This is a genomic window from Stutzerimonas stutzeri (assembly GCF_024448955.1).
GTDB classification, from domain to species: domain Bacteria; phylum Pseudomonadota; class Gammaproteobacteria; order Pseudomonadales; family Pseudomonadaceae; genus Stutzerimonas; species Stutzerimonas stutzeri_AQ.
Genome location: NZ_JAMOIH010000006.1, coordinates 97,066 through 115,277, shown reverse-complemented (window position 1 = coordinate 115,277; position 18,212 = coordinate 97,066). Strand labels below are relative to the sequence as shown.

Below are 18,212 nucleotides of genomic sequence, written 5' to 3'. Positions count from 1 at the left end.
ATCGCTCCTGTAGCGGTCAATTGTCCGTTTCTGGTCGGCTCTGTCGATTATTGGTTTGGTCGTGCATCTGATGGCCGCTATCGATAGCGGCCAAATCAAGCGCGCATCATGGAGGTTGTATGCCGCAGCGCCCGCCTTTCGAGGCATTGTTCAGGACTTCTCCGAACGCTTATTTATTGCTCGATCGCGAGTTGACCATCCTGGATGCCAACGAGGCATACCTGAAGCTCACCGGACGCCAGCTCGAAGACATCGTAGGGCGTCGCATACACGACGCGTTCGCCGCTGATCCGCAAGCGCCGGAAACGACCCATGTCGAGGAGCTGCTGGAATCGTTCGCCCGTGTGCTGCGCACCGGGGCTGTAGATACGCTGCCGATCATCCGCTACTCGATTGCGGTAAGCGCCGATAACGATGCGTCTTATGAGGATCGTTACTGGAGTGCGACGCACAGCCCGTTGCTCGATGAGCAGGGCGAGGTGACCGCGATTCTGCAGCACACCATGGACATTACCGAGCTGCAATCGCTGAAGGTTTCGCAGCGCTCGGCCGAATCCTGGGGGCAGCCGTTGCAGCAGCTCGAAGCAGCGATCATGTCGCGCGCCGGATTGATTCAGGACGAGGGGAATCAGCTGCGCCAGCTGTTCGCACAAGCTCCGGGTTTTGTCTGCTTCCTGCGCGGTCCGGAGCATGTATACGAGTTGGTCAACGAGGCTTATCAGCAGCTCACCGGTAATCGTCAGCTGATCGGTAAGCGGGTAAATGACGGATTGCCCGAGCTGGCGGAGCAGGGCTTCATCGATCTTCTGGATCAGGTTTATCGTACGGGCGAGCCCTACCGTGGCGCAGGGTTGCGGACGCTGTTGCAGCGTCGTTCCGGTGCCGAGCCCGAGGAGGTCTATCTCGATTTGGTGTTCCAGCCGATTATCGGGCGTGACGGGCGGACGTCAGGTGTTTTCGTGCTGGGTAGCGACGTGACCGAGCAGCATCGCAGTCAGCAAGAGCTGCGCGAACATCGCGAACACCTTGAAGAGCTGGTTCGCGAGCGGACACGGGAGCTGCTGCATAGCGAGTCCGAGCGCCGGGTAGCAGAGGCTGCGCTGATGCAGGCGCAGAAGCTCGAAGCGGTCGGTAAGCTGACCGGCGGCATCGCCCATGACTTCAACAACATGCTGCAGATCATCGGCGGAAACTTGCAGTTGCTGCGTCGCAACCTGAGCGGCGACGAGACGGCGCAGCGGCGTTTGGAGTCGGCGGTTGGCGGCGTGGAAAAAGGCGCACGTCTGGCGTCCCAGTTGCTCGCGTTTGCCAGCCGTCAGCCGCTTCAGCCGCAGTCGATCGATTTGGGTGAGCTGCTGGAGCAGATGAGCGAGTTGTTGAGCGGCGCGCTGGGGCGGGCCGTGCAGGTGAAGGTCGATATCCAGTCGGATCTGTGGTCGGTTTTCGCCGATGTCGGCAATCTACAGGCCGGGATCCTCAATCTCGCGGTCAACGCACGTGATGCGATGGTCGGTGGCGGTGCGCTGTCCATACAGCTGCGCAACCGTTCGCTGGGTGTCGCGCAGCTGGCCGATCATCCTGGTGTCGCTGCCGGCGCTTACGTGGAGTTGAGCGTGATCGACGAAGGCGAAGGCATGCGCCCCGAGGTGCTGGCGCGCGCCTTCGAACCCTTCTTCACCACGCGCCAGGACGCCAATGCTTCGGGGCTCGGTCTGAGCATGGTGTATGGCTTCGTTCGGCAGAGCGGAGGCTTTGTCGTACTCGAAAGCGAAGAGGGCAAAGGCTCGACCGTGCGGGTCTATTTGCCACGGGCCGCTGCTGAGGGCATTGAAGAAGGTAAGTCGGGCGGCGATCGTGAGCACAACCCGGCGTCGGTATCCAGCGTCGGCATGGCCGAGGCGATGCCGGAGCAGGCCGCAGGTTTGAACATTCTCTTCGTCGAGGACGATCCGACGTTGCGCATGCTCACTGGTGAGGTGATGGAGGAACTCGGGCACCAGGTCAGCCCCTGCGAATCGGCGGAGGCTGCGCTGGAAATGCTGGAGCAACGTCGCTTCGACGTACTGCTGACCGATGTGGGGCTGGCCGGTATGAGCGGTATCGAACTGGTGCGTCAGGCGCGGTCGCGCGATGCTGCGCTGAGCATCGTGATCGCCTCCGGATACGCCATCAATGCCCGTGAAGAAGGGCTGGATAATCTGCGCACCATGCTCAAACCCTATGACATTCATCAAGTCAGGACGCTGCTCGACAGCATTCGGGCCGAACGAATGAGCGTCGCGCGCGGCTGAGCCTGGCTGGTTAAATAATCACCAAAGCGCCTTGCGTGGTTGGTCGGGCTTCTCTAGAATTGCGCCCCTTGCCCGGATGGCAGGCGTTTGCGCGCCTCTCTGGCAGGCAAGACAACATACTCATTCACTCCTTGCCTGATCCGCGCGTTGCGGCAGGCTGCAACCCGTAAGGAGCAACAATGCGTCATTACGAAATCATCTTTCTGGTCCATCCCGACCAGAGCGAGCAGGTTGGCGGCATGGTGGAGCGTTACACCAAGCTGATCGAAGAAGACGGTGGCAAGATCCATCGCCTGGAAGACTGGGGTCGTCGTCAGCTGGCTTACGCCATCGACAACGTCCACAAGGCTCACTACGTGATGCTGAACGTCGAGTGCAGCGGCAAGGCCCTGGCCGAGCTGGAAGACAACTTCCGCTACAACGACGCCGTCATCCGTAACCTGGTCATCCGTCGCGATGAAGCCGAGACTGAACAGTCCGAGATGCTCAAGGCTGAGGAAAACCGTAGCGAGCGCCGTGAGCGTCGTGATCGCCCTGAATCTGACTCTGTCAACGAAAATGACAGCGACAGCGACAGCCGCGACAACAACGCTGACGAGTAATCCACGGACCTATTGAGGAGCCTATTTCATGGCACGTTTTTTCCGTCGTCGTAAGTTCTGCCGTTTCACTGCAGAGAACGTGAAAGAGATCGACTACAAGGATCTCAACACACTGAAAGCCTACATTTCCGAAACCGGCAAGATCGTTCCTAGCCGTATCACCGGAACCAAAGCACGCTATCAGCGCCAGCTGGCTACCGCTATCAAGCGCGCCCGCTTCCTGGCCCTGCTGCCCTACACCGACAGCCACGGCCGTTGATCGAGCTGTTCGACAGACGTAAAGGATAAATCGCATGCGTGCCCTGGCTGACTTCATCATGCGCGGCCGTATGCAGGCGATTGTTGTAGTGGCTGGCTCTGCGGCGTTGCCGATGTTGTTCTGGCTATGTGCTGCAGCAGGAAGCCTGGTGTTGTTGCGTCGAGGTCTGAATGACGCGCTAGGCGTATTGGTCTGGGCTGTATTGCCTGCACTGGCCTGGTGGTATTTCGGAGATCCACGCACGCTGCTGGTACTGCTGGGATCGTTCGGGTTGGCGCTGTTGTTGCGCAACCGGAGTTCCTGGCCTCGAGTGATGTTGTGCAGTGTGGGGCTCGGGTTGTTTTATGCCTGGGCGCTTGGAATGGTTTTCGGCGAGCCGATCGCGGCGCTTGCCACCGAATTGCAGAAAGTGCTGCCCGACATGCTGTCGGAGGCCTATCAGCAGCTCTCGGTGGAAGAGCAGACCCGTTTGGGCGCATTGCTGATACCGGTTCTAACCGGATTGTTGGCAGCGCTGCTGCAGATAATCACCCTGCTCAGTCTGATGCTCGGACGGTATTGGCAAGCGTTGTTGTACAACCCGGGTGGCTTCGGACTCGAGTTCCGGGCGCTGCGCTTTTCGCCGGTACCGGCGATGGTGCTTCTTGCAGGCATGTTGCTAGGGCCAAGCCTTGGTGTGCAGATGGCGATACTGGCTCCGCTGTGCAGTGTTCCGCTGGCGTTTGCCGGTATTGCATTGGTGCACGGGCTGGTGGCGAAGAATCGGATGTCGCGGTTCTGGCTGGTGGGGCTTTACGTCACGCTGGTGCTGTTCATGCAGTTGATTTATCCGTTATTGGCCGTCATGGCTATTGTCGACAGTTTGTTTGATTTTCGCGGTCGGGCATCTCGTGATGACGATGCGGGACCTGCGAACGGTGAAGGTTAAAAGTTAAGAGGTAAGACTCAAATGGAAGTCATCCTGCTAGAAAAAGTCGCAAACCTGGGCAACCTGGGCGACAAGGTAAACGTCAAGTCTGGTTACGGTCGCAACTACCTGCTGCCGCAGCGCAAGGCTACCGCTGCAACCCCGGCCAACATCGCCGAGTTCGAAGCTCGCCGTGCCGAGCTGGAAAAAGCCGCTGCCGAGCGTAAGGCGTCCGCCGAAACTCGCGCTGCTCAGCTGGCTGAGCTGGAAGTCACCATCACTGCTACCGCGGGCGATGAGGGCAAGCTGTTCGGTTCCATCGGTACGCACGACATCGCCGACGCCCTGACCGCCTCTGGCGTTGAAGTGGCCAAGAGCGAAATTCGCCTGCCGAACGGCACCATCCGTCAGGTTGGTGAATACGACGTAGCTGTGCATCTGCACACCGACGTCGAAGCGACCGTGAAGTTGATTGTGGTCGCTGGCTGATACAGGCCATCGTCTGGCACCACCGGTGCCTGACGGGTAACATCGGGCACGTTTCTACGCGAGTGGAACGTGCCTTTTGTTTTTTGAACGTTAAAGAATTCCGAGTGCCATGAACGACATCAGCGTGCCACAGCAGTACGACCTGGAAACCGCAGCGCTCAAGGTGCCGCCGCATTCCATCGAGGCCGAACAGGCTGTACTTGGCGGACTGATGCTGGACAACAATGCCTGGGAGCGCGTGCTCGATCAGGTATCGGATGGCGATTTCTACCGCCATGATCACCGGCTTATCTTCCGTGCCGTCTTTACCTTGGCTGAGCGCAACTCGCCATTCGACGTGGTGACGCTGTCCGAGCAGCTGGACAAAGAAGGGCACCTGTCTCAGGTCGGCGGACTCGCCTATCTGGGTGAGTTGGCCAAGAACACGCCGTCAGTGGCGAACATCAAGGCCTATGCGCAGATCATTCGTGAGCGTGCCACGCTGCGTCAGCTGATAGGCATCAGCAATGACATTGCTGACAGTGCTTACGCACCGCAGGGGCGCACGGGCGACGAAATCCTTGATGAAGCCGAGCGGATGATCTTCCAGATCGCCGAGGCACGCCCCAACACGGGCGGGCCGATAGGGATCAACGACATTCTGGTCAAAGCCATCGACCGGATCGACTCGCTGTTCAATGCGGGCGAGGACATTACCGGGCTGTCGACCGGCTTCGCTGATCTGGACGAGGCCACCAGCGGCCTGCAGCCTGCTGACCTGATCATCGTTGCCGGTCGTCCTTCCATGGGTAAGACCACCTTTGCGATGAACCTAGTAGAGAACGCTGCACTGCGATCCGACAAAGCGATCCTGGTGTTTTCGCTGGAAATGCCCGCAGACTCCATCGTAATTCGTATGCTGGCCTCCCTTGGCCGAATCGATCAGACCAAGGTGCGGACCGGCAAGCTCAGCGACGACGACTGGCCGCGGCTGACCTCTGCCGTCAACCTGCTCAACGACCGCAAATTGTTCATCGACGATACCGCAGGCATCTCGCCGTCAGAAATGCGCGCCCGCACACGGCGTCTGGCTCGTGAACATGGCGAAATCGGCATGATCATGGTCGACTATCTGCAGCTGATGCAGATCCCTGGCTCCAGCGGCGACAACCGTACCAACGAGATTTCCGAGATATCGCGCTCGTTGAAAGGCTTGGCCAAGGAGTTCAATTGTCCAGTCATCGCACTCTCGCAGCTTAACCGCTCCCTTGAGCAACGACCCAACAAGCGCCCAATCAACTCAGACCTTCGTGAGTCCGGCGCTATCGAGCAGGACGCCGACATCATCATGTTCGTCTACCGGGACGAGGTCTATCACCCCGAAACCGAATACAAGGGTGTGGCCGAGATCATCATCGGCAAGCAGCGGAATGGCCCCATCGGCACCACGCGGCTGGCGTTCCTCGGCAAATACTCGCGCTTCGAGAACCTGGCGCCGGGCAGTTACCAGTTCGATGATGAATAAAGGCAACCATAGGCTTGAGGCTTAAACGCGATCGGCTGCGGATCGTGGGTCGGACCAAGCTTCCCATTCGATAAGTGGGGCAAGTCAGATGTAAACGACATGTCCCTGATGCTTGGCTTCCAGCTTCCAGCTTCCAGCTTCCAGCTGTTCAGCCTAAGATTCCATCTTCCCCTCGATGCCAGGAACCCTCCCATGCGCCCCCTCGTTGCCACGGTCGATCTGGCCGCCATCCGTCACAACTACGCCCTTGCGAAACGTTGCGCGCCGGGGCGGCGGGCTTTTGCGGTGGTCAAGGCCGATGCCTATGGGCATGGCGCGGCGTCGGTAGTGGCGGCGTTACGCGCTGAGGCTGACGGTTTTGCGGTGTGCAGCGTCGAGGAGGCGCGCGTCGTACGGGAACAGGCGCCCGATGCGCGCGTGCTGCTGCTCGAAGGTTGCTTCGATCTGGAGGATTGCCGAGCGGCGATGGAGTTAGGGTTGGATATCTCGGTGCAGGGTGCTGAGCAGGCGCAGCGGCTTTTGGACTGCGCGACGACGCGACCGCTGAACGTCTGGCTCAAGCTGGATTCGGGGATGCACCGACTGGGCTTCGATACGGCCGAATTGAGGTCCTGGGCCGAGCGTTTGCGCGCCGCGCCGCAGGTGGCGGAGCTGAATCTGATGAGCCATTTCGCTTGCGCCGATGAACACATGCATCAGCTGACCGAGCGTCAGCTGGAAAGCTATCAGGGGCTGCAGGACATCGCTTTCGACCAGCGCAGCTTTGCCAACTCCGCAGCCGTATTGACGCTGGCTCCGGCGCACATGGATTGGCTGCGCCCCGGCATCATGCTCTACGGCGCATCGCCGTTTGCCGAGCGCAGCGCCGCCGAGCTGGGATTGCAATCGGCCATGACGCTGACCGCTGAAGTGATTGCCATACACGAAGTGCCAGCCGGCGAAAGCGTCGGTTATGGCGCGACCTGGGTGGCGCGGCGCCCATCGCGTATCGGCACCGTCAGTTGTGGCTATGCCGATGGCTATCCGCGTCATGCACCATCGGGCACGCCGGTTGTGGTTCGCGGTCAACGCGTACCGCTGACAGGACGCGTATCGATGGATATGCTGGCGATCGATTTGACGGGCGTTCCCGGCGCGGCCATCGGCGATGCGGTCGAACTCTGGGGCGCACAAATGCCCGTCGACGAGCTGGCTCATGCCTGCGGCACCATCGGTTACGAGTTGCTCACCAAGGTGACGCAGCGGGTGCCGCGCCGATATATCGGGTAGAAGCAGCTGGAAGCCTGAAGCACGAGCGAAAAGCTTGGCGGCGTAGCTGCGGCCCCACACGAGCTTCCAGCTTCCAGCACAAAGACCGAGGTGTTTACTCGGCCTTCCTGATCATTTTTTGTGCTATATTCCGCGCCCGTTTTCGTTGCCCGGTTTTTCGCCATGCACGCTGCCAAGCCCCTGTTCGACTATCCCAAATACTGGGCCGAGTGTTTCGGCCCGGCGCCTTTCCTGCCGATGAGCAGGGAGGAGATGGATCAGCTCGGCTGGGATTCGTGCGACGTCATCATCGTCACCGGTGATGCTTACGTCGACCATCCGTCTTTTGGCATGGCGATCATCGGGCGGCTGCTGGAAGCCCAGGGGTTTCGCGTTGGCATCATCAGTCAGCCGGACTGGCACAGCAAAGATGACTTCATGAAGCTCGGCGAGCCGAACCTGTTCTTCGGCATCGCCGCCGGCAACATGGACTCGATGATCAACCGCTACACGGCCGACCGAAAGATGCGTTCAGACGACGCCTATACGGCCGGTGGCTTGGCCGGCAAGCGTCCGGACCGTGCCAGCCTGGTCTATAGCCAGCGCTGCAAGGAAGCCTACAAGCACGTGCCGGTGGTGCTGGGCGGCATCGAGGCCTCGCTGCGGCGCATTGCGCATTACGACTATTGGTCCGACAAGGTGCGCCGTTCGATCCTGATGGACGCGACTGCCGACATCCTGCTCTACGGCAATGCCGAACGCGCCATCGTGGAAGTGGCTCAGCGTATTGCGCGTGGCGAAGCGGTCGAGCAGATCACCGATGTGCGCGGTACCGCCTTCATCCGCAAGAGCCCGGCTCCGGACTGGTACGAGATCGATTCGACCCGGATCGACCGACCCGGTAAGGTCGACCAGATCATCAATCCCTACGTCAGTACCCAGGATCTGCAGGCCTGCGCCATCGAAAAGGACAAGGGGCCTGCCGAGGATCCGAACGAGGCGAAGGTCGTCCAGTTGCTGCCGAACCCGAAGGTTGAACGCGACAGGACGGTGATCCGTCTGCCGTCGTTCGAGAAGGTGCGCAACGATCCGGCGCTGTACGCCCATGCCAACCGCGTGCTGCATCTGGAGACAAATCCGGGCAACGCCCGCGCGCTGGTGCAGCGTCACGGCGATCACGACATCTGGCTGAACCCGCCGCCGATACCGCTGACTACCGAAGAGATGGACTACGTGTTCGCTTCGCCGTATGCGCGTGTTCCGCACCCGTCCTATGGCGGTGCGAAAATTCCCGCCTACGAGATGATTCGCTTCTCGGTGAATATCATGCGCGGCTGCTTTGGTGGCTGTACCTTCTGCTCGATCACCGAGCACGAGGGGCGCATCATCCAGAGCCGTTCGCACGAGTCGATCCTGCACGAGATCGAGGAAATGAAGAACGTGCCGGGCTTCACCGGCGTGGTCTCGGACCTCGGCGGCCCAACCGCCAATATGTACCGGCTGGCCTGCAAGAGCCACGACATCGAGAAGCATTGCCGCAAACCGTCCTGCGTGTTCCCAGGTATCTGCGAAAACCTCGATACCGATCACAGCTCGCTGATCGAGCTGTATCGCAAAGCCCGTGCACTGCCCGGCGTGAAGAAGATCCTGATCGCCTCCGGCCTGCGCTACGACCTGGCGGTGGAATCCCCAGAATACGTCAAAGAACTGGTCACCCATCATGTCGGCGGCTATCTGAAGATCGCCCCGGAGCACACCGAGCGCGGCCCGTTGGACAAAATGATGAAGCCGGGCATCGGTTCCTATGATCGCTTCAAGCGGATGTTCGAGAAGTATTCGAAGGAGGCGGGCAAGGAGCAGTACCTGATCCCGTACTTCATCGCCGCGCACCCGGGCACAACGGATGAGGACATGATGAACCTCGCCCTGTGGCTGAAGGCCAACGGCTTCCGTGCCGATCAGGTGCAAGCCTTCTATCCCTCGCCGATGGCCTCGGCCACCGCGATGTACCACAGCGGCAAGAACCCATTGCGCAAAGTGACGTACAAAAGCGAGGGCGTCACCATCGTCAAGAGCGAGGAGCAGCGCCGCTTGCACAAGGCCTTCCTGCGCTACCACGATCCCAAGGGTTGGCCGCTGTTGCGCGAAGCTCTGCAGCGCATGGGGCGCGCCGATCTGATCGGGTCCGGCAAGCATCAGCTGATTCCCGTGCATCAGCCAGCGGCGGATGGCTACCAGAGCGCACGCCGCAAGAATTCCACTCCGGTGGGAAGCAAGAAGGCCGGGCAGGGTGGGCAGATTCTCACCCAGCACAACGGGCTGCCGCCGCGCAGCCACGACGGCAATGCTTGGGACAAGCGCGAGCAGGCCAAGGCCGCCGCTGAAGCGCGACGCAAGGCCGCGGCCGGTGGTGGCAAGCCATCCGGCAAGAGTCGTAAACCTTCGCAGCGTCCCGCCGCGCCGCGTTGAGGTTGCCGCCACCCCAGCTTCGATGGTCCGGTGGCTCTTAACTCTTGAAGGCAAGTGTCGCCTGGTTCAGCTCGCTGGCCAGGCGCAGCATCTGTTCGCTTTGTTCGCGGCCGCGGCCAATGTGCGTTAGGTTGCTATCGCCCAGTTGATGGATGCGTTCGCTATGGCCGCGAATCTCGCTCACCGCCTCGCTCTGCTGTGCAGTGGCATGGGCGATCTGCGCCGCCATCTGTTCGATCGAGCCAATGGTGACGACGATCTGATTCAGTGCCGAGTCGGCTGTTTCGGCCAGCTGGGCGGTCGCTTCGGCGTGATCGACCTGGATGCGCATGGCCTCTACCGATTGATGGGCGGCTTTCTGCAGGTTGCCGATCAGCAGTTGGATCTCTTCGGTAGCGCCGCTGGTGCGTTGCGCCAGGGTACGGACTTCATCGGCGACCACGGCGAAGCCACGGCCCTGCTCGCCTGCTCTGGCCGCCTCGATCGCTGCGTTCAGCGCAAGTAGATTGGTTTGCTCGGCGATCGAGCGAATCACGACCAACACCTTGCCGATGGTGCCGGTTTCATCGGCAAGGTGTTCGATGGCGCGGGCATTGCCCTGCACTTCGCTGACCAGCCCATGCAGTCCCGTCAGGCTCTTACCGATGACGTCCTGACCCTGATTGACGGCCAGGCTGGCGGCGCGGCCGGCTTCGGCCGTCTGTCCAGCACCGTTGGCGACTTCCTGGATGGTTGCTTCCAGCTCACCAAGAGCGTCTCGAATCTGTGCGGTGTCGCTGCTCTGGCGGCTGGCACTGCGGTGCAGGTCGCTACTCATATCCGCCAGGCTGCGGCTGTTGCCAGTGACCTCCTGTGCGTGCTGGCGCAGCGTTCTGACCAGCGTGAGCAGATAGCTGCGCAGTTGGTTGAGCGATCTGCCGATCTCGATCATTTCAGGTGTTCTAGTGTGGAGCTCGACGGGGTATTCGAAGTTACCACCAGCCCATGCCGAGAGCGCAGGCGCCAGTTGCCCCAACGAGCGCGTCAGCTGGCGCTGCAAGCGATCAATGGCGAAGGCGATCAGTAATATCAGCACAATGATGGTGCCTTGGATAACACGGACCTCCGATTGGATGCGGCCATGTTCGGCACGTATCACCGGTTCCAATTCGGCGAGTGCCAGCTGCAGCGCAGCGACCTTCTGCGCACTGGCGGTCATCAGTTCGCTGCGCTGCTGGATCTGTTCCCGCGTTCGTTGAAGTTCGGCAGGGTAGCGCTTGATCAGTCCGAGCAGGTCGCGCTTGAGTGCGATGCCTTGGTCTTCGCTGGCCTGCTCGGGCTGCTCTCGTTCGAGATTCAGCAATGCGGCGAAGGCGCCGGCACCCGTGCGCTGTTCGGTTGCGATGCCGAGCAAGGGCAGGGTGTCGAGCGCGTCCGCCTCCTTGCCCAGCGCCTGCAGGGCCTGATCCACGTCCACCGCCAGTGCGTCCTGACCACTGCTTACCAGTTTGCCGCGCGCATGACTGAGGCGCAGCAGTTGGCGGCTGGCCTCGAACAGGGGTGTCTGGTAGGAGTGCGCCGCCTGGGAGCTCTGCGCCGCGTATCGATGCAGCTGCGCCAAAGTGCCGGCGATCTCCCGTTCGGCTTGCAACAGCAGGCCCTGGGGATCGCCAGCGAGCTTGCCGGCGGCCAGCAACTCGCTGGCGGTGAATTGTTCGAGCTGTTCCAGGCTGGGTCGTAGCCGATCGGCAAACTGGCTTGGCAACGTCTCCACATCCGCTGAGAGACCATCCAGCGCTTGCATCGCCGCGCTGTGGCTGACCGCGTTGCCGCTAGCCAGGTAGTCGTGGATGTTGTTCGCGGCCTGATGCGCGAATCGCTGAGAAAGACCGAGATAGCGATCCATCAGCTGATAAGGGCGCTGCAGTTCGCGCTCAGACCACCAGAGCGTGATGCCCAATGCGAGGCAGATCGCAACGAGCAGGCATGTGTTGAGTGTGGTGAGCGACTTCAGGCGCATCCTGACCTCCGGTTGGCAGGGAGGTCAGTAATGTATGGCCATTTGATGTCAACCCTGTGACAGGGTGAACCGCTCGACTCGGTTTCGGCCGCCGTGCTTGGCGCGGTAGAGCGCTTCGTCAGCCTGCTGGGTAAGCGACCGGGTGTCGGCGCCGGGAGTCAGTTCGGCGATGCCGCAACTGAACGTGCAGCAGAGATCGGCCGGTTGTGCCGGATAGCGGATCTCGGCAAAGCGTTGGCGGATCTCGTTGAGCACCTTTACTGCGTTTTCGATATCGGTGTTCGGCAGCACCACCGCGAACTCCTCCCCGCCATAGCGGCCAATATGGTCGGTCTTGCGCAGGCGCTGTTTCAGGAACAGGGCGAGGCTTTTGATGACCCTGTCGCCCATGGGATGCCCGTAGGTGTCGTTGACCTTTTTGAAATGATCGATATCGATCATGGCGAAACACAGTGGCTGACCGTCTCGCCGGGCTCGTGAGGCGGCGTCTTCGAGCAACTGCAGGCTGTGCGTATGGTTGTATAGCCCGGTCAGGCTGTCGCGAACGATGCGTGCCTTGAGATTGCGTGCCCGCTCGGCGCGAGTCCGCACGGTGGCGATCAGATGGCTTGGCTTGATCGGTTTGGTCAGGAAGTCATCACCGCCTTCGTTCATCGCATCGAGCTGTTTTTCGAGATCATCTTCCGCCGACAGATAGATAATCGGCACGCTCACGTAGCGTTCATGCTGGCGAATGACCTTGGCCAGTTCGGTGCCCAGGCATTCGGGCATGTACATGTCCAGGATGATCAGATCGGGCTGGAATTCAGCCAGATAAGTAAAGGCCTGAATGGGTTCGTTGAGCGTCTGGGTGATGATGCCTGCGTTGTTCAGTACGCGTTCGGTATGTGTCGCCTGGGCACGCGAGTCGTCGATGATGAGTACGCGGAAGGGTTCGTAGTGGGCGGTACGGGTAAGCACTTCGACCTTCTCCAGCAGGCTCGATGCATCGATGGTGCCGGTGAAGAATTCAAGGCCGCCGGCGCGCACGGCGGCCAGGCGCATGGGCGTGTCGGTTTCCTCGTGGCTGAAGAAGATCAACGGCAGTTTCTCTTCCAGGCCCAGTTGCACGCGTTCGGCGAGTTTCAGCCCTTCGCCCGGGCCATTGAAGTCGACATCCATGATCAGGGCTGCGGGGTGGCGCTCATGCATGGCGGCACGAAACGCTTCGTCGCTGGCAAAAGCCTGAGCGGCCATGCTGAAGAACTCAAGCTGGCGTACCACGTGATTGGCGCGCTCGTTGTCCTCCAGGGCGATGTAGATAGGCTTGCTCAATGCCGGGACATAGCCGGACTGCCCACGCGGATCGCTATGACGTAGGCCGGTACGGGCCAGGCGATAGATCAGTTGGCTGAGGGTGGCGATGGTGTCGCTCGACAAGCGCCCGCGGTTTTCCTTGATATCCCCCAGACACTCCTCGATAGCGAGTGCGAGTTGTCGATGCTCGGTCTGTTCGAAGCGTTCGGCGAATCGCCGCAGGCGTTGGCTGGCATCGGCAAGGGCAGTTCGGTAGTGATCGTTCCATTCGCTGCGTTGCAGCTGCTGCCAGACTTCGAGTACCTCTCGTGCCTGGTGGATAACCCGTTGCGCGAAGTGCTGTTTGAGTTCTTCTTGGTCCGACATTTTCGGTTCCCTGGGCCCGCTGCGGCATTCTTCTGAGAGGGCACGATGGTGGCCGCATGCTACCACTGATCTGGTCGATCGACAGAGTGCATGTAGGTGGCTTGGTTCTCATTATGAGGTTTGGGTGTATCGGCTGCGTTATAGTGGTTCGCCTGCCGCAACGCTCTTGGCGACCGATGGTCGAATCTTTGCATTTTGAGAAGAAGGACAGACCCCATGTTGGATTGGAAGAACCGCTTCGGCCGTCTCGGCTCGTCGGGAAGCACTGCCAGGACGGACGGGGCGACTCGCAATCCGCTGGTGCTGGCGCTCGTCGCAGTGATTGCAGTCTATTTGCTGGTTGCGTTGCTGGTGGGCTGGTACTGGAGTTCCGAGCCTGATCGTTTCTCGGTGCAGCAGCACGTTCAACAGACAGCCGATGCTTCGCAGCAGCAGATCGTCAATGGCTACACCACGGTCGAGACCCTCAAGCGAGTTGCCGGCACCCTGATGGACAAGCCAGGCGGTTACCTGACCAATGACGTCGCGCCGCCCGGCCTGTGGCTGGACAACATGCCCAGCTGGGAATACGGGGTCCTGGTTCAGGTGCGTGATCTCAGCCGAGCGTTGCGCAAGGACTTTGCACGATCACAATCCCAATCGACCGAAGATGCCGACCTGTCCAAGGCCGAGCCGTTGTTCAATTTCGACAATCGCAGCTGGGCTCTGCCTGCCAGCGAATCGGAATACCGCAACGGCATTCGCTATCTGGACCGTTACCTGGCGCGCTTGAGCGACCCAGCGCCCAAGGCGCAGTTTTATTCGCGTGCCGATAATCTGAATAACTGGCTGGGAGATGTCGGTACTCGGCTGGGCTCGCTATCTCAGCGGCTGTCGGCCAGCGTTGGCCGGGTACGTCTGGATGCCCAAGTAGCGCCGGAGCTGGAGCGTGAAGGCGTGCAACAAGTGCTCGAGGAGGAGCGCGTCGAAACTGCCTGGCTGCAGATCGATAACGTATTCTACGAAGCGCGCGGGCAGGCTTGGGCGTTGTCGCATCTACTGCGCGCCATTGAAGTGGACTTCGCCGATGTGCTGGCCAAGAAGAACGCGACGATCAGCGTCAGGCAGATCATCCGTGAGCTCGAAGCCGCACAGGAGCCGCTCTGGAGCCCGATGGTGCTCAATGGCAGCGGCTATGGCGTGCTGGCGAATCATTCGCTGGTGATGGCGAACTACATCTCGCGTGCCAACGCGGCGATTATCGATCTGCGCATGCTGCTGTCGCAGGGGTAAAGACGAAAAGAGGCTGTGACTGGAAAGCGGGGCGAAGAGTGCAAGCGTCGTAGGGTGGGCTTCAGCCCACCAGTCTCGTCTTATGCACCACTGTGGGTTGAAGCGGGGGCCGTCCGGCTACGCGGGTGTTAACGTCAGGCCGGTAAGCCGCTGTGCTGGCCCCCAGCTTTCGGTCAATCCAACCCGAGCTTCTTCAACCGATAACGCATGGAGCGGAACGAAAGGCCCAGCCGTTGAGCGGCTGCGGTGCGGTTCCAGCGGGTTTCTTCCAGCGCCTGCATGATCAGCTTGCGTTCGACATCCTCGAGGTGGTCTTCGAGGTTGTCGATTTGCGCGAGGTTCGCTTCGCCGTTTTCCGACATGCCGGGTGCGTCTGCCAGGCGCAGATCGCTGGGCTTGATCTCATCGCCTTCGCAAAGCGTGTAGGCGCGTTCCAGCATATTTTCCAGCTCGCGAACGTTACCGGGAAACCGATAGCTCTGCAGTCTGGCCACTGCGTCGGGATGCAGTCGCGCCGGCGTGTCGTTGCATTCCCGGGCGAGACGGCGGAGCATGGCCTCAGCCAATTGGGCGATGTCTTCGCGGCGCTCCCGCAATGGGGGTACGCGCAGCTCGATGACGTTGAGCCGATAGTAGAGGTCCTGACGGAAACGGCCGGCCGCCACTTCGTTGGCGAGATCCTTGTGGGTGGCGCAGAGAATTCGTACGTCCACCACAACCTCTTTCGCGCCGCCGACCGAGCGGACGGCTTTTTCCTGAATCGCACGCAGCAGTTTCACTTGCATCGGAAGGGGTAGGTCGGCCACTTCGTCGAGAAACAACGTCCCGCCATCGGCTGCCTGGAACAGGCCCGGTTTATCTTCCAACGCGCCCGTGAAACTGCCCTTCTTATGGCCGAAAAATTCGCTCTCCATCAGCTCCGATGGGATCGCGCCACAGTTGACCGGAACGAACGGGCGCTCATGACGCGGACCTTGCTCATGGATCAGCCGCGCCACCAACTCCTTGCCACTGCCGGACTCACCACTGATGTAGACCGGCGCCTGACTGCGTGCCAGTTTGCCGATCTGTTTGCGTAACACGTTCATCGGTGGCGAGGCGCCGAGCAGACGGCTATCGACGCTCAGATCATTGGGGTTCGGCGCGCGCAGCCGCAGCGCCGTGTTGACCAGTTCCCGTAGCCGGCCAAGGTCGACCGGTTTGGTGAGAAAGTCGAAAGCACCGGCTTTGAGCGCACCGATGGCCGTATCGAGGCTGCCGTAGGCGGTAATCATCGCCACGGGAAGTTGCGGATACTGTTGCTGGATGAACTGCACCATCTCAAGCCCGCAGCCATCGGGCAGGCGCATGTCGGTCAAACACAGGTCGTAATGCTCGCGCGCCAGGCACTCGCGGGCTTCCTTGAGATTGCGGGCGCTGCGGGTGTCCAGCTTCATGCGCCCGAGGGTGATCTCCAGGAGTTCCCGGATATCGGGTTCGTCATCGATGATCAGCGCTTTCTGGCGGGCGGTCATGGTCTCGGTCTTTCGGTTGTGGCGCGGAGTCGGCAATGTTAACGCTACAGCGCGTGCTTTGTACCGCGACCTGGCGGATGTGTGACCCGTGCCGCCTCGTCAGGTCAGCTTGCGCGGATGCGCGAAGACGATACGGAAGCAGCTGCCGCCCTCGGCTCGTTCTCGGTAGTCCAGACGAGCCTGGTTGCTTTCGCATAGCTCTCGAGAGATATAGAGGCCCAGACCCGTGCCCTTGTTCTCTGTCGTGAAAAAAGGCTCGAAAATATTTTGCAGTTTGTCGGTTGGTACGCCTGGGCCATCGTCGAGCACTTCGAGCACCGGCAGATCGCTGGACTCGTCGCGGAACAGCTGTAGCCACACCTGTGCTTGATCGTTCATCTGGCCGCTGTAGCGAAGGCCGTTCTGCACGAGGTTGGTCAGCACTTGGATCAGCTGGTTCGGGTCCATGCGGGTCTGCAGCGAGCTGCCGCGGGTTTCCACGTGCACGTGCTGATGGGGCGGTAAATTCTCACGAAACTCGCTGGCGAACCGATGCACCCAGTATTTCAGATCCAGTAATTGAGGCTCGGCCTGGCGCCGGCGCGACAGCTGCAGCACGTTTTCGATGACCAGATTCATGCGCCGCGAATGGTCCTGAATGATCTGCGTGAGCCGCAGATCCGCCGCGTCCAGAACTTCTGATTCCTGCAGCAGCTGAGCGGCGTGGCTGATTGCGCCGAGCGGGTTGCGGATCTCGTGGGCGATGCTTGCCGTCAAGCGGCCAAGGGATGCGAGCTTGAGCTGCTGGGCTTTCTGTGCGATCTGAGAGATGTCCTCGAGAAACACCAGGGTGTCCTGTTTCACTCCGTGCTGCAGGATGGCGAAGCTCGGTTGTAGCGTGGCGCCATTGGGCGTTGCCTTGAAATTGCGCGGGCGCAGGGTTGGGTTGTCGCGCCATTGTTGCAGTCCTTTGATCAGGTCCGGGCAGCGTGGCGCCAGTCGCTCTCCAGCCAGTGATTGTTGGCCAAGCAGGTCGAGCGCACCTTGATTGGCGAGCAGCACGCGTTCCGCTTGGTCGAGCACGAGTATTCCGGTGCGCATACGCTGCAGGATCTGTGCATTAAGCGCTTCGAGGTTGGCGACCTCCTCCGCGCGCTGGCGTGCCAGGGTTTCGCTGACCTGCAGCCGCCGCGTCAGACCTTGCACCAGTAGCGCAGCGGCGAAGCAGAGCGTGCCCAGCGCCGCGGCCTGGACGTATTGACTGCCCGTGGAGGGATCGCTGAGGCTGAGGTAGAACGTCAGATAGATGAGCCCGGTCGCGGCAACCGCGGCGATGAAAAAACCGATGCGTCCATGTAGCAGTATGTTGGCGATGGCGACCGCGACGATCAGCAGGTTGCCGATCCCGCTGGGCGTGCCGCCGGCAAAATAGAACAACGCCGTGAGCAGCACGACGTCCAGCAGGGCGAGGCCCAGAATCGGCAGCTCCCGCTTAGGGCTTTGCAGCAGTACGGCAATGAGAATGTTGAGTATCAGGTAGGCCCAGGCGCCATAGTGGAATGCCGCTGGGTTGATCATGCGCATCAGGTCGCTATGCAGATCACTGCTGATGAGCAGCACCAGCACGAGGCCGATCGCGACGCGATAGAGGTGGTAGAGGCGAAGGATTCGCTGGCCTTGGTGGCCCAAAAACGTCAGGCGCTCAATTCCCACCTGACTGATTGTCCTGTTCCAGGTGTCCCTGGCTGCAGTACCACTGATCATGGTTCTGCAGCGCTTGCTCGCGTGGCAGATGCACGCCGCAGTGAGCGCAGCGAACCATCATCACAGTGGTCTGTTGCGGTTTGCTGGTCGCCTTCGGCTTGCTTGTCAGGCGGCGCCAGAGCCAGAACGCCGCAGCAATCAGAATGATCCAGAACAACAGACGAAACAGGCCCATGTTGCTATTTCCTGGCTAAGGCGTGCGGATCTGCCTTCTGGCAGGTTCTGTGGTTTTGCACGTTGGACGTCCTGGCGT

At 60.7% G+C, this 18,212-nt stretch carries 14 protein-coding genes; 9 read left to right on the top strand and 5 right to left on the bottom strand.

The window, feature by feature from the left end:
• The first annotated feature begins 119 nt into the window (after positions 1-119).
• From NA645_RS08440 to NA645_RS08405, 8 genes are all read left to right on the top strand, one after another.
• Positions 120-2,291: a PAS domain-containing protein gene (locus NA645_RS08440; RefSeq protein WP_256048427.1), complete on the top strand. Its 2,172-nt coding sequence runs from the start codon at positions 120-122 to the stop codon at positions 2,289-2,291.
• Between the two features lie 179 nt (positions 2,292-2,470).
• Positions 2,471-2,893: a 30S ribosomal protein S6 gene (gene rpsF / locus NA645_RS08435; RefSeq protein WP_131649791.1), complete on the top strand. Its 423-nt coding sequence runs from the start codon at positions 2,471-2,473 to the stop codon at positions 2,891-2,893.
• A gap of 28 nt (positions 2,894-2,921) precedes the next feature.
• Positions 2,922-3,152 carry a 30S ribosomal protein S18 gene (rpsR, locus tag NA645_RS08430; protein WP_019340128.1) on the top strand — a complete coding sequence of 77 codons (231 nt, stop codon included), beginning with the start codon at positions 2,922-2,924 and terminating at the stop codon, positions 3,150-3,152.
• Between the two features lie 34 nt (positions 3,153-3,186).
• Positions 3,187-4,080 (top strand): hypothetical protein, encoded by an 894-nt coding sequence (locus tag NA645_RS08425; protein WP_256048426.1) that lies wholly within the window; start codon positions 3,187-3,189, stop codon positions 4,078-4,080.
• Between the two features lie 21 nt (positions 4,081-4,101).
• Positions 4,102-4,548: a 50S ribosomal protein L9 gene (rplI, locus tag NA645_RS08420; RefSeq protein WP_168425129.1), complete on the top strand. Its 447-nt coding sequence runs from the start codon at positions 4,102-4,104 to the stop codon at positions 4,546-4,548.
• 109 nt (positions 4,549-4,657) lie between these two features.
• The gene (dnaB, locus tag NA645_RS08415; protein ID WP_256048425.1) at positions 4,658-6,052 is read left to right on the top strand and encodes a replicative DNA helicase; all 1,395 of its coding nucleotides are present in this window, start codon (positions 4,658-4,660) and stop codon (positions 6,050-6,052) included.
• Between the two features lie 192 nt (positions 6,053-6,244).
• On the top strand, positions 6,245-7,321 hold the full coding sequence (alr, locus tag NA645_RS08410) for an alanine racemase (RefSeq protein WP_256048424.1): 1,077 nt from the start codon (positions 6,245-6,247) through the stop codon (positions 7,319-7,321).
• A 162-nt stretch (positions 7,322-7,483) separates the two neighbouring features.
• Positions 7,484-9,769: a YgiQ family radical SAM protein gene (locus tag NA645_RS08405; protein WP_256048423.1), complete on the top strand. Its 2,286-nt coding sequence runs from the start codon at positions 7,484-7,486 to the stop codon at positions 9,767-9,769.
• A gap of 37 nt (positions 9,770-9,806) precedes the next feature.
• On the opposite strand, the gene NA645_RS08400 is transcribed toward NA645_RS08405, so the two are convergent.
• Together NA645_RS08400 and NA645_RS08395 are read right to left on the bottom strand one after the other, a co-directional pair.
• A complete protein-coding gene (locus NA645_RS08400) occupies positions 9,807-11,768 on the bottom strand; it encodes a methyl-accepting chemotaxis protein (protein WP_256048422.1) in 1,962 nt (653 codons plus the stop codon).
• Positions 11,769-11,816: 48 nt separating this feature from the next.
• Positions 11,817-13,430 (bottom strand): response regulator, encoded by a 1,614-nt coding sequence (locus NA645_RS08395; protein ID WP_256048421.1) that lies wholly within the window; start codon positions 13,428-13,430, stop codon positions 11,817-11,819.
• Between the two features lie 216 nt (positions 13,431-13,646).
• On the opposite strand from NA645_RS08395, the gene NA645_RS08390 reads away from it, so the two are divergent.
• Complete coding sequence (locus NA645_RS08390; RefSeq protein ID WP_256048420.1) at positions 13,647-14,702, top strand: DUF2333 family protein; 1,056 nt, start codon at positions 13,647-13,649, stop codon at positions 14,700-14,702.
• A gap of 173 nt (positions 14,703-14,875) precedes the next feature.
• Here the strand turns inward: NA645_RS08390 and NA645_RS08385 are convergent, their stop codons facing one another.
• From NA645_RS08385 to NA645_RS08375, 3 genes are all read right to left on the bottom strand, one after another.
• Positions 14,876-16,216, bottom strand: a complete 1,341-nt coding sequence (locus NA645_RS08385) for a sigma-54-dependent transcriptional regulator (protein WP_256048419.1) — start codon at positions 16,214-16,216, stop codon at positions 14,876-14,878.
• Positions 16,217-16,315: 99 nt separating this feature from the next.
• On the bottom strand, positions 16,316-17,908 hold the full coding sequence (locus NA645_RS08380) for a sensor histidine kinase (protein ID WP_256048418.1): 1,593 nt from the start codon (positions 17,906-17,908) through the stop codon (positions 16,316-16,318).
• Positions 17,898-18,134, bottom strand: coding sequence for a PP0621 family protein (locus tag NA645_RS08375; RefSeq protein ID WP_256048417.1), 237 nt, complete (start codon positions 18,132-18,134; stop codon positions 17,898-17,900). Before NA645_RS08375 ends, NA645_RS08380 begins: the two co-directional genes overlap by 11 nt.
• Between the last annotated feature and the right edge of the window lie 78 nt (positions 18,135-18,212).